The following is an 11,634-nucleotide window of genomic DNA, read 5'->3' on the forward strand; positions in this document are numbered from 1 at the left end:
TTCCAAGCCGGTGCGACTTTTTTGTCCTCAAGTGACCTTGGCACCGGGTTCAACTTCGAAGCGAAGCTGCGGTGGTGAGGGTCCGAGCCGCTGTTTGCGGCGGCTGCGCCGGCGGCAAGCCGGCAAAGAAGAAGTTCAAGAGCTATTCGATCGGCTACTTCCATATCGACGTCGCGGAGGTGCGCACCGAGCGGGGCAAGCTGAACATGTTCGTCGCCACCGACCGCACCTCCAATTTCGCCTTCGTCGAGCTGCACGAGTTCACCACGCCCGGCGCCGGCGGTTCGGCCATGCCGCTGATCAGCGAGACCATCGCTGGGAAGCTGCTGCCAAACGCGGCTCTGCTAACCCATCGTTGCAATCTGACGGCCAAGTTCCTCGCCCCGGAGAAACGTCATTCGCCACTCGGTGAAGTCGTTCGATCATGCTCAGCAAGGATGGGATGACGCAACTGCAGCTGGCAGTCAGCATTGATAAAGTTGCTCTTGATAACAGACATAGAGGCCAAATCGACAACGCATTCGATGCCCGCTCGCAATAGGGCTGTGTGATCACTCCAGCTGTTTCGGCCCCGGGACGGGGATTAGGGTCATGGGCTGGTACTGAGCCAATCTTTGAAGGCCCGCAAGATCGGTCAGCTCGATAAAGCGCGCGTTGCTGGTGATAAGGTGTTCGGCGCGCAATTGCTGAATGACGCGATTGAGATGGGGCACGCTCAGCCCGAGCGCGTCCGCCATGACTTCCTGCGAAAATGGCAAGTCGAAACTTTCTTCGTCAGCGCGTTCCACCTCCAGGAGACGCGCGTGGATCTCTAGCAAAAGGTGCGCCAGCCTTTCAATCGGAGTGCGCCGACCCAGATTGACAATGTGTTCCGCATAAGTCGCTGCCTCCTGGGCGGCGAGCCAACTTAACACCAGACCGAATTGGGGCTGCTCGTAGCAGAGACGAACGTAAGCGTCGAACGAGCACACGGCGTAGGTCAGCTCGCTCACGGCAACGACCGCACAAGTCGATCGATCGAAAAAGCTGACCGGGAATCCAATGACATCACCCGGCAGGATAAGCTTCAGGATTTGCCGCCTGCCGCTGCGCAGCAACCTGTAACGGATCGCGTAGCCGTCTTTAACAAAGCACAGGTTTCGGAACTCGGAGCCGTGAACGACGAGTTCCTCCCGTTTCCGAATGGTAAGATCGCGCTCGAAGATTGCCTCAAGACGTTTGATGTCTAGCGATTCCAGCTTCATTGCACGTGTCAGTCGGGTCACGATCGGATGGCCGGTCAGCGGCATGCCATGCTCCACATGTTCATGACCTTCAATGAAACTTTCCTATGCTTATTAATCCAGATCAATGAACAGAATCATCAAACGAAAGTTGTATTGACTGGCAGGCCTACGCCACTGCGAATGCCCATGCAAATAGGCCATTTTCAGCGTCTCGCTGAAAAAAACCGGTTTCCGGAACAACAATGAGAGTCGTCCGACGGCTCCACGCTAAGGAGGAACAGCTGATGCCACTCGACGATCAAAATACTTCCCATATATCCCGCCGTAGCATGCTGCACGCGGGCGCAGGTCTTCTCGGTAGCGCCGTTCTGCCCTTATCCAGCTTTGCGGCTTTTGCGGCCGACGACAAGCCCGCGATAGGCACCTGGCCGGCCGGGTCGGCGGGCGACACCGTCTACATCGGAGCCGCCGTGCCCCTTACCGGTGCCTATGCCGTGCAAGGTGCTGACGAACTTAAGGGCTGGCAGCTCGCGGTCGACCACATCAACAACGGCCACGAGTTGATGAAGGCGTTGGCGCCGAAGGTCGACAAGGGGTTGCTCGGCAAGAAGGTCGAGCTGTTGTCCGCCGACAGCGCGGCCAAGCCGAACCAGGCCGTCGAGCTCGAGCAGAATTTCATCCACCAAAACAACATCATCCTGATGACCGGCTCGACTTCATCGGCGGTCGCGGTTGCGCTCAACAAATTCGCGCAGCGCGAGAAGATCCTCTACGTCGCGGGCATCTCCGGCTCAAACGACACAACAGGCAAGGACTGCGTTCGCTACGGCTTCCGCCAGAATTTCTACGGCCAGACCGCAGCCAACGCGATCGGCCCGATTCTTGTGAAGACCTACGGCAAGGGAAAGAAGGCGGCATTCATGACGCCGGACTACACTTACGGCCACACCGTGACCAAGTCGGTGAACGACTACCTGACCTCTCAGGGCGGATGGGAGATGGTGACGGACCAGGTCTCGCCGTTGGGCACCCAGGATTTCAGCCAGTATCTGACCAATATCGCAAATTCGGGCGCCGAATTCATCGTCAACGTCAACTGGGGCCGCGACGCGGTGCTGTCAATCCAGCAGGCCAAGCAGTTCGGCCTGACTCCGAGCATGAAGATGGTGATCCCCTACCAGATCCCCTTCCTTGCCAAGGAAGTAGGCCCCGAACTGACAGCCGGGGTTTTTGCCGCTACCGATTTCTGGTGGACCCTGCAGGACAAGTATCCGCTCGCCAAGCAGTTCGTGGACGCATTCCAGCAAAAGTTCGGCTATCGGCCGGAATGGGGCGCCGAAAACGCCTATGTCAGCTTCGCTCATTGGGCGCGCATGGTGTCGCAGGCCGGTAGCTTCTATCCGCCGGACGTCATCAAGCAATACGAGAAGGGTGAGACCATCCCTTCACTCGTCGGCGACGTTCACTATCGGCCGGAAGACCATCAGTGCGTGCGACCCGTCGTACTCGTTCAGGGTAAGGATCCCAAGGACATGAAGAGCGACGACGACTACTGGAATGTGGTGGAGGTCGTCGATGGCGCGCCGCTGATGCAGAAGCCCGACGAGTTCGGCTGCAACCTGGGCAGCTACACCTGATGCCCGCAGCGCCTTCTCCGCTTCGCCACGGCTGGAGAGGGCGCTCGCATCGGGACTGGCTCTGCCCGGACGCAGACGGTTCGTCTCCCGGCGCTCGGTGGGATGTCGATTGTTCGCGACTTGTCTGCCAAACCCTTGCTGGCGCGCGGGCAGGGCATATTTTTCATGACTAAGGTGGGCGCAGAGTGATCAACTGGGCAAATTTCATTTCGCAGTGCTTCAATGGGCTCGTACTCGGCGCGCTTCTGGCGCTGATCTCCTCCGGGCTGACCATCATCTACGGGACGCTCGGCGTCCTGAACCTTGCCCACGGCGCGATGTTCATGCTCGGTGGCTATGCCGGCTGGCTCGCCTACACCTACACAGGTTCATTCCTCGCCGCGGTGGCGGCCGGATCGCTGTTCGTGATGATCGTGGGGGTGTTGATCGAGCGGCTGATCGTTCGCCATTTCTACACGCGGCCGCTCGAGGACCAGCTTCTCGTCACATTCGGGCTCGGCATCGTTTTCGTCGAGACGGTCCGCTTTTTCTTCGGCAGCCTCTCGCACACGGTGCCGCCGCCCGCCTCGCTAGTCGGCATTACCCATCTCGGCTTCATGGTCTATCCCACCTACCGATTGGCGCTCCTCGGCATCGTCGCCCTGGCGCTGCTGATGCTCTATGTCGTGCTCTATCGCACCCGCATCGGGATGATCGTGCGAGCAGGCATCGAGGATTCGGTAATGGTCGACTCGCTTGGAATCGATGTCTACAAGATCTTCATGCTCGTCTTCGGCATCGGAGCCATGGCAGCTGGCTTCGCCGGTATTGTCAACGCACCCGTGGTGTCGATCGCGCCCGATGTCGGGGAAGCCATACTGGTCCAGACCTTTGTGGTCGTGGTAATCGGCGGTGTCGGTTCCTTTACCGGCGCCATCCTTGGCGGCCTCATCGCCGGCGAAATCATCAGCATCACCTCGATGTTCAATCCTGGTTATTCGTATGTCATGCTGTTCGTGGCGATGACGCTGGTGTTGGTGCTTCGACCGCACGGGCTGCTCGGCACGGCAGGGCGTGAGTAGACGCGGTCGGCCATGAACATCAAACATCCCTTCCTCGTCGAGCTTCTGACGGCGCTGGCGCTCGTCCTGGCGCCTTTCGTTCTGCCCCATCTCGGGTTCTCGCCCAGCACGATCAATCGTATCCTGATCTGGGGACTGTTCGGGATCGGCTTCGACATCCTGTTCGGCTACACGGGATTGCTGTCCTTCGGCCAGTCGGCCTTCTACGGTACTGGCGGGATGTTCGCCGCCTATCTCCTGACTGAAACCGGCTTCTCTTATGTCATGGCTGCCATTGTCCTGGGCGCCGTCGTGTCGGGTGTCGTCGGCTACGTGATCGGGTTGATAGCCCTGCGACGCACCGGTATCTATTTCGCCATGATCACGGTGGCGATCGCCGAAGTCTTCTTCTTTGTCGAGTTCAATCCGCTCTCGGCATTCACGGGCGGCGAGAACGGCTTGCCTGGCGTGCCAACCCCGGTCGTCAACCTCGGCTTCACGGTGCTTGAATTCAACACCGACTGGACGATGTATACCTTCCTGGCGTTCTGCTATTTCATCGGCATTGCCGTCGCACTGCGCATCGTACGCTCGCCCGTTGGCGCGATCCTTTCGGCGATCCGCGACAATCCGCTCCGCGCCGCGGCGCTGGGCCACGACATACACGGCTACAAGCTCACGGCCTTCGTGGTTGCCGCGATCTATGCCGGCTTTGCCGGCGGCCTGTTGGGCGTGATGCAGGGCTTCATGCCGCCGGACGCTTTCATGTTCGACACGTCCGGCCAGGTCGTGATGCAGACGGCGATCGGCGGTGCCGGCACACTGTTCGGGCCGCTGGTGGGCGCGACGGTGTGGCTCTATCTCAGCGACTTTTTCCAGAACACATTGCATCTCGGCGCCACATGGAAGTTGGTGCTCGGCATCGTTTTCGTGCTGCTGGTCTGCTTCCTGCGGCGCGGCATCGTCGGTGCGATCGTCGATCTCTATGGGTTGACCGGTGGCCGCAAGCGCATCGAATCGTCCAATACCGCGGTCGAGAGTGCGCCGCACGTCGTGACCGCCGTCGAACCGATGCCGGCGCGCCGGCGTGGTGCTGCGCCAGCATCCGGACCGATCCTGCAGGTGCAGGGCCTAACCAAACGCTATGGCGGTATCACAGCCAACAGCGACATCGACCTCAGCGTCGATCATGGGGAGATACGGGGCATCATTGGACCCAACGGCGCGGGCAAGACGACGTTCTTCAAGATGCTCACCTGCGAGATCGCGCCAACCTCCGGCCGCATCATACTGGCCGGCCGCGATATTACGGGCATGGGCGTATCCGAGGTGTGCCAGCTCGGGCTCACCAAAAGCTACCAGATCAACCAGCTATTCGACCGCTTGACGGTGCGGCGGAACCTGATGATTGCCGCGCTGGGCGAGGCGCGTGGAAAGTTCCGGCTTGATCTGTTCAAGAGTATCCACAGCGTTCCCAGTCTCAGCGAGCAGGTCGAGCGAACGGCGGCGCTGGTGAACCTTACGGCGCGGCTCGATCGGCCAGTTTCGGAACTGGCTTATGGCGAGAAGCGGCGGCTGGAAATCGGTCTTGCACTGGCGACGTCGCCGAGCCTGCTCCTGCTTGACGAACCGCTTGCCGGCATGAGCCCGCGCGAGCGCGTCGAGACCGTGGCGCTGCTCAAGTCAATCGCGCGTGCACGCACGATGATCATCATCGACCACGATATGGATTCGCTCTTCGAGCTGGTCGAGAAAATCACCGTCCTGCAGGAGGGCAGGGTGCTGGCCGAAGGCACGCCCAGTGAGATCAAGGCCAACGCAAAGGTGCAGGAAGCCTACCTTGGCGGTGTACATGGAGAGGTGGCATGAGCCTGCTCGATGTGAGAGCATTAAACAGCTATTATGGTGACAGTCACATTCTGTTCGACGTCACATTGAGGGTCGAGAAGAATGAGGTCGTGGCGCTCCTGGGCCGCAACGGCGCTGGCAAGTCGACGACGCTGAAGAGCCTGATGGGGGTCGTGACGCCGCGGACCGGCTCGGTTGAACTAGACGGGGTCGAACTGGTTGGCAGGAAGGCGCACAGCATCGCTCGGGAAGGCATGCAACTCGTGCACGAGAATCGACGCATCTTCGGCAGCCTGAGCGTCGAGGAAAACATCATTCTGGCCGGGTTGACTGCGGATGACCGGTGGCCGCTGGAACGCATTTACACGATGTTCCCCCGGCTGAAGGAACGACGCGCCAGCCGTGGTACGGATTTGTCAGGTGGCGAACAGCAGATGCTGGCTATAGCGCGTGCATTGGTGCGCAACCCAAAGATCCTCCTGCTTGATGAACCCTTCGAAGGACTTGCTCCAGTCATTGTGTACGACTTGGTGCGCGCCTGCCGCGAGCTGGTCCAGGCAGGGCAGACAATTGTGCTGGTGGAACAGAACATCGCAGCGACGCTGGCGCTCGCGAGCCGCGTTTATATCATCAACAATGGCCATATCGCCCACGAAGGCCCGGCCGCCGAACTCAAGATCCAGGCGGGGCTGCTGCAACACCATCTTGGCGTCTAGGTCCAGCCCGTGGACAATCCCACCACCTTCATCGACAGTGTCATCCCCGCCAGAGAATTCGTGAGATTGTGGCTATCACGATCGGAAAGATAGCTAGGAGTTAGGCAAGTGCCTTGAGCCGCCAGCAGACGGTGGCTTTTGGATTTCGACCCCGACTTGATAGTGGAGGGGCAGTCCAAGACATTCTCATGCGCTCCGTACGCCTTTGCTCGAAGAGACACTGATCGGGGCACGGTCTCGTCAGTGGGCGCGGCTTGGCAGCAGGCCGCGAGCCATGATGGAGCCGTAAACGCTTGCAGGGATCACAGCGGAATTCGCAAGTCGGTACCTCTGGAAATCAAATCTTCAGGATAGCTTGGCATTCTTGTCCATCCCGAGGAGCGGATGGCTCGGGCGGAACATTCAGGAGAAACCAGTTGTAAGGGCCGATATTTGACAGAACGGATGCACCTAGACGTGCAGGATAGTCCTGGCCATAACTGCAGAAGTCGACCGACTACTGGCGAGCCGCACGCGCGATATCCGGCTGACGGGCGAGATCTACCGCCTGTTTCGAGCGCGTGTCTGGTCGCAGACAAAGATCATCCGAGCCTGGATGGTCTGGGTGGCTTTGTTGGACGTGCTGACACTCGCGCTCAACATGGTGATGCTCCCAAGGGCAACTGCGCTATCCATGCTCCTGCCTGGCGCCATCATTCCGCCCGTCGCTGTGGCCGTCGTTCTTATCTGGCGAAAGCCGCGGGCGCCGTGGCTACAAGGGGCTTCGCTGATCGCGGGCTTCTTCCTCATTTTGTTGTCGGTTGCGTTGGTCGGCGTAAGCGCTGGTGGCGAGTTCTACGAACGGCACTTGAACATCATGCTGTTCGTGGCCATCACAGCCATCATCATCTTCGGGGTTCCGCTGGCCTGGACGGTGACTATTGCCGCCTTGGCGCTCGGTCTCTATCTCGTTTTTCAACTACACAACCCGGGCATCGAATTTGGCAGCGCCGTGGCTGCGACGTTGTTTTCACCAGCGGCATCTTCGCAACGGTCGCCGCGCGGCGCAGCATGACAATTCTCGCTCAGAAGACCTTCCTGTTTGAGCTTCGCGACCGGCGCAGGGTCGCCGAACTGGCGGAAGCGAATGATCGGCTGAAACTTTTGGCGAGGACTGATCCGCTCACTGGCATAGCCAACCGGCGCTGGATGACGGAAACGCTTGACCGTCTATGGGACGGTGGCCGGAAATGCCACGGCGGTGCCGCCATGCTGATGTGCGACATCGACGACAAGAAGCTGAACGACCACCTCGGCCATGCCCAGGGCGATCGCTGTCTGGTCGAGGTCGCCAGAATGATCCAGGAAAACGTGAGGCGCGACCGCGATCAGGTGGCCCGCTACGGCGGCGAAGAGTTCCTGGTGTTGCTGCCCGGGGTGGACGAGGAAGAGGCCGTCGCGGTGGCCGAGCGAATTCGTCAGAGCGTTGAGGCCGCGGCTTTTCCCAACCCTGCATCCCGCATGTCGCCTAGCGTCACACTCAGCATTGGAGTTGCAGTTCAGACGACTGACGAGGCCATCTCACCAGAGCAGTTACAGAGTCACGCGGATGCGGCGCTCTACCTTGCCAAACAATCCGGCCGCAACCGAGTGCTGCTCCACGGATCGGCGTCATTCGGGCGAAAACATGTGCAGCCGGCACGGTGATGCCTCAAGTACGTCAGGGCGAAAGTCGTTGTGCTGTTCTTGTGCGGCTGAAGCAGACCGGCTCGGCGACATAAGCCGACCCGGGTGCGCCGGTAATGCGGCGATCCGTGCCCGAGCCCTCATAACGGGGGTTGACGATGCGGGAACCTGATAGTTGAAGGCAGCAATGGAACGCAAGGCGGCGTTGGACATTTCGTCTGGATTGGCACGCGTGCGACGGTGGTGCCCCGACTGCATCCGGCGGCACCGTCTGACACGAAGGGGAAGGAGCTAGCGATGAGAAGAATTGCCCTCGCGTGAATGCTTACACTCTCGGTTTCGGCCTCCCAGGCACAGACCGCGACGCCTCAGCCAGCCGCACCGACCGCTGAGGCGCCTGCCGGTCAGGTGGTTGCGTCGGGGCAAGGCGGCCCGGTCAACCTCTGTCACGAGATCCTCGCCTTCATGAAAGCGCCTCCAGCTGAGACGCCCCCACCCACCGGCGCGGCAAAGAAGCCGGATGCGGCTTCAGCTAAGCAGGGCACGACCGGATCGGGCGACCCAGCGAAGTCGGAGGGTGGTACGGGCTCTGCGCAAAAAATCACCGGACAGGACGGCGTGGCAACCGACGCTCCCCAGCCAGGCAAGGACAACGCAGCCAGCGGATCGGCGCACAATGCCCCGCAGAAAGAAAGCAGGGCAGCGCCGCTGCCCCCCGCAGACGTGACCAGCACGCCCAAGGAATCCGTGCTGACTGTCGAAGCGGCAGAGCAACTCGCCGATGCGAACGATATCGCCCAGTGCCAGAAAACGGCTCGCGCCATGAGAGTTGCCGGCGTTGCCATGCCACCGCCGCTGATTGCATTGGCAGCACTCGATATGCAATATCAGCAGAAGGCGGTTGTGCCGGCCGAGCCCACAGGGGCTGCCGGTGCCCAGCGTCTAGCGCCGCAGGCGGCCACGCCGAAATAGCGAGAGCAAGAACGGTGGCTGGCGGGCCCGTCTCGAGAATGAAGGAGCAGGCGGGATGCGTATGATTTTGACGGGAATTGTCGTTACCGTCTTAGTTGCCTTTGGTGCCGGCTATGTTTTGCGCGCACAGCAGGTGCCTTCCTGGCAGGTCTTCAGCACCGACAGTGCCCGGGTGGGCGATCCGGGCCACAATCTCGTCGGGCAGAACTGGTCGGGCGATCCCGCCGGCGGCTCCGCCGGCAAATCATGACCAACTACCTCCTGAGCGATTGGGCTGCAGTCGACCAGCGATAGAAACGCTATTCGGCCGGCTCAGCGGAAGTCTCCGGCGTAGCATCGCCCGTCTTCGCCTGCTGCTTGGCAACCCAGGCGCTGTGGTGCTCCTTGGCCCAATTCAGATCCACTGTGCCGGACACCATGGCTTCGTAGGCGCCTTCCATGCCGAGCGTGCCGATATAGATGTGGGCGATGATGACGGCGATCAGGAGGACGCCTACGACCGCATGAACATACTGGGCCGTCTGCATGCCGTTGATATCGGCGAAGGAGAATGGGAACAGCATGTAGATGCCGGACACCGACAAGGCAATTCCGCCCAGCAGGACCGCCCAGAAGATAAGCTTCTGTCCTGTGTTGAAGCGTGCCGCCGGCGGGTGCGTCCGGTTCGACTTGTCGAAGAATCCGCCGCCGACCTTCAGCCAGTTGGCATCGTAGCGGTCGGGCAGGTTGTCCCAGACCCAGGCGACCAGCATGACAAGTACGCCCAGCATGAATGCCCAGGCGACGAAGTCATGCGCGTATTTCGCCCAAAACGACCATGCCGAGAACGCGTCCGGTCCGATCAGCGGCATCAGCAGGCGTTTGCCGAATACGAGATTCAAGCCGGTAACGGCCAGGATGATGAACGCTGTGGCAGTCGTCCAATGGGCAAGCCTTTCGATGGCGTTGAAGCGCAGGATCCTGACGCCTGATTCACCCGCCGCGACGCGGATGCGGCCTCTGACGAAATAGAACAGCGCCAGCACGACCAGCATGCCGAGGATCGCAATGCCGCCGATCCAGGGCAGCACGCGCTCATGGAAGCCCTGGTAGTCGCGGCCCTGCGGCTGCTGCAGCGTGGCGGCCTTGCCGTCCGGTATGGTGACGCGGCCCCGGATTTTGTTGAGTTCATCGAGAAGTTGCCGCTCGCTGACAGCCTGGGCGGTCGGGTTGTTTCCTGAACCGGCGTCCTGCGCCCTGGCCGGAACAACAAGCAGGCCGAGAGCCAGAATGAGTGCGGCGGCCGCCGGGGAAATCAGTCGACCAAGGCTCGAGATACGCATTTGCTCGGTCCTCCTGAGCTTGTTTGTCTGCGCGAACCAATCGGCACCGCGATGAACTATACCTCAATTGTCTCCCGATAGGCCGTCTGCCACCCCCACGCACCGGAGCCGTAGCCGCGCTTCGTCACGCGTTCCTTGTAGATCGCAGCGATGATCTCGCCGTCGCCGGCCAGCAGCGACTTGGTCGAGCACATCTCGGCGCAAAGCGGCAGCTTGCCTTCGGCCAGCCGGTTGGCGCCATATTTTGCATATTCGGCCTCGGTCGAGTCCGGCTCCGGACCGGCCGCGCAGAACGTGCACTTGTCCATCTTGCCGCGCGATCCGAAATTGCCGACGCGCGGGTATTGCGGCGCGCCGAACGGACAGGCGTAGAAGCAATAGCCACAGCCGATGCACAAATCCTTAGAGTGCAGCACCACCGCGTCGGCAGTCGTATAGAAGCATGCGACGGGGCACACCGCCGCGCACGGGGCGTCGGTGCAATGCATGCAGGCCATCGAGACGGAGCGCTCGCCGGGCTTGCCGTCATGGATCGTGACGACGCGGCGGCGGTTAATGCCCCAAGGCACATCGTGCTCGTTCTTGCAGGCGGTGACGCAAGCGTTGCACTCAATGCAGCGATCGGCGTCGCAGAGGAACTTCATCCTGGCCATTTTCCGCACCTCCCTGTTACGCCATCGCGATCTGGCACAACGTGACTTTCGGCTCCTGCATGCCCGTTACCGGGTCATAGCCGTAGGTGGTGATGCTGTTTGCGCTTTCACCGAGCACATAGGGATCGGCGCCTTCGGGGTAGTTGGCCCGCAGGGTCTCACCCTGGAACCAGCCGCCGAAGTGGAAAGGCATGAACGCTACTCCCTTGCCAACACGCTCGGTCACCAAAGCCTTCACCCGCGCTTTGGAATCGTTCTCCGCGCCGGTCACCCACACCCAGACGCCGTCGCCAATGCCGCGGGCGGCTGCGTCCGCGGGATTGATTTCGACGAACATCTCCTGCTGCAACTCGGCCAACCACCGGTTTGAGCGGGTTTCCTCGCCGCCGCCTTCATATTCGACCAGGCGACCGGTCGTCAGGATGATCGGGAAGGATTTCGCGACGCCCTTGTCCACCGCCGCCTTCTGAACGCTGAAGCCGATATTCGGCAAACGGAACTGCTTGGCGTCAGGATAGGTCGGATATTTTGCGACTAGGTCCACCCTGGGGGTAT

Annotated in this window: 10 protein-coding genes and 2 pseudogenes; 8 read left to right on the forward strand and 4 right to left on the reverse strand. The window is 60.8% G+C overall.

The genetic code is table 11. The features are described 5' to 3' along the window. Window positions 1–110 precede the first annotated feature (110 nt). A pseudogene (locus EN991_RS08525) lies at window positions 111–260 on the forward strand (IS481 family transposase); the annotation flags it as partial. A gap of 291 nt (window positions 261–551) precedes the next feature. Here EN991_RS08525 and EN991_RS08530 read toward each other — a convergent pair. Further along, complete coding sequence (locus EN991_RS08530) at window positions 552–1,289, reverse strand: Crp/Fnr family transcriptional regulator (RefSeq protein ID WP_127368573.1); 738 nt, start codon at window positions 1,287–1,289, stop codon at window positions 552–554. A 221-nt stretch (window positions 1,290–1,510) separates the two neighbouring features. On the opposite strand from EN991_RS08530, the gene EN991_RS08535 reads away from it, so the two are divergent. The 7 genes and pseudogenes from EN991_RS08535 (at window position 1,511) to EN991_RS08565 (ending at window position 9,354) form a co-directional block, all read left to right on the forward strand. Beyond that, window positions 1,511–2,863: a substrate-binding protein gene (locus EN991_RS08535; protein WP_127368574.1), complete on the forward strand. Its 1,353-nt coding sequence runs from the start codon at window positions 1,511–1,513 to the stop codon at window positions 2,861–2,863. Window positions 2,864–3,048: 185 nt separating this feature from the next. Beyond that, window positions 3,049–3,924, forward strand: a complete 876-nt coding sequence (locus EN991_RS08540) for a branched-chain amino acid ABC transporter permease (protein WP_064995207.1) — start codon at window positions 3,049–3,051, stop codon at window positions 3,922–3,924. 12 nt (window positions 3,925–3,936) lie between these two features. Continuing rightward, a complete protein-coding gene (locus EN991_RS08545) occupies window positions 3,937–5,772 on the forward strand; it encodes a branched-chain amino acid ABC transporter ATP-binding protein/permease (protein ID WP_127368575.1) in 1,836 nt (611 codons plus the stop codon). Further along, entirely contained in the window at window positions 5,769–6,467 is a 699-nt protein-coding gene (locus tag EN991_RS08550; protein ID WP_064995205.1) for an ABC transporter ATP-binding protein, read from the forward strand. Before EN991_RS08545 ends, EN991_RS08550 begins: the two co-directional genes overlap by 4 nt. A 646-nt stretch (window positions 6,468–7,113) precedes the next feature. Next, window positions 7,114–8,153 (forward strand): annotated as a pseudogene (locus EN991_RS08555) (diguanylate cyclase). A gap of 444 nt (window positions 8,154–8,597) precedes the next feature. Beyond that, window positions 8,598–9,104 (forward strand): hypothetical protein, encoded by a 507-nt coding sequence (locus tag EN991_RS08560; protein WP_206519178.1) that lies wholly within the window; start codon window positions 8,598–8,600, stop codon window positions 9,102–9,104. A gap of 55 nt (window positions 9,105–9,159) precedes the next feature. Then, a complete protein-coding gene (locus tag EN991_RS08565; RefSeq protein ID WP_064994232.1) occupies window positions 9,160–9,354 on the forward strand; it encodes a hypothetical protein in 195 nt (64 codons plus the stop codon). 49 nt (window positions 9,355–9,403) lie between these two features. Here the strand turns inward: EN991_RS08565 and EN991_RS08570 are convergent, their stop codons facing one another. The 3 genes from EN991_RS08570 to EN991_RS08580 form a co-directional block, all read right to left on the reverse strand. Continuing rightward, entirely contained in the window at window positions 9,404–10,426 is a 1,023-nt protein-coding gene (locus tag EN991_RS08570; RefSeq protein WP_064994233.1) for a formate dehydrogenase subunit gamma, read from the reverse strand. A 56-nt stretch (window positions 10,427–10,482) separates the two neighbouring features. Then, a complete protein-coding gene (gene fdh3B / locus EN991_RS08575; protein WP_127368576.1) occupies window positions 10,483–11,079 on the reverse strand; it encodes a formate dehydrogenase FDH3 subunit beta in 597 nt (198 codons plus the stop codon). A 16-nt stretch (window positions 11,080–11,095) separates the two neighbouring features. Continuing rightward, window positions 11,096–11,634 (reverse strand): molybdopterin dinucleotide binding domain-containing protein (locus tag EN991_RS08580; RefSeq protein WP_281058791.1); only part of this gene is annotated, 539 nt, incomplete at its 5' end.

The sequence above is a fragment of the Mesorhizobium sp. M7A.F.Ca.US.005.03.2.1 genome (assembly GCF_003997795.1).
GTDB lineage: Bacteria > Pseudomonadota > Alphaproteobacteria > Rhizobiales > Rhizobiaceae > Mesorhizobium > Mesorhizobium ciceri.

Coding starts and splice junctions, on each gene's coding strand:
- EN991_RS08530 (WP_127368573.1), bottom strand. CDS start 1,289: ATGCCGCTGACCGGCCATCCGATCGTGACCCGACTGACACGTGCAATG.
- EN991_RS08535 (WP_127368574.1), top strand. CDS start 1,511: ATGCCACTCGACGATCAAAATACTTCCCATATATCCCGCCGTAGCATG.
- EN991_RS08545 (WP_127368575.1), top strand. CDS start 3,937: ATGAACATCAAACATCCCTTCCTCGTCGAGCTTCTGACGGCGCTGGCG.
- EN991_RS08550 (WP_064995205.1), top strand. CDS start 5,769: ATGAGCCTGCTCGATGTGAGAGCATTAAACAGCTATTATGGTGACAGT.
- EN991_RS08560 (WP_206519178.1), top strand. CDS start 8,598: ATGAAAGCGCCTCCAGCTGAGACGCCCCCACCCACCGGCGCGGCAAAG.
- EN991_RS08565 (WP_064994232.1), top strand. CDS start 9,160: ATGCGTATGATTTTGACGGGAATTGTCGTTACCGTCTTAGTTGCCTTT.
- EN991_RS08570 (WP_064994233.1), bottom strand. CDS start 10,426: ATGCGTATCTCGAGCCTTGGTCGACTGATTTCCCCGGCGGCCGCCGCA.
- fdh3B (WP_127368576.1), bottom strand. CDS start 11,079: ATGGCCAGGATGAAGTTCCTCTGCGACGCCGATCGCTGCATTGAGTGC.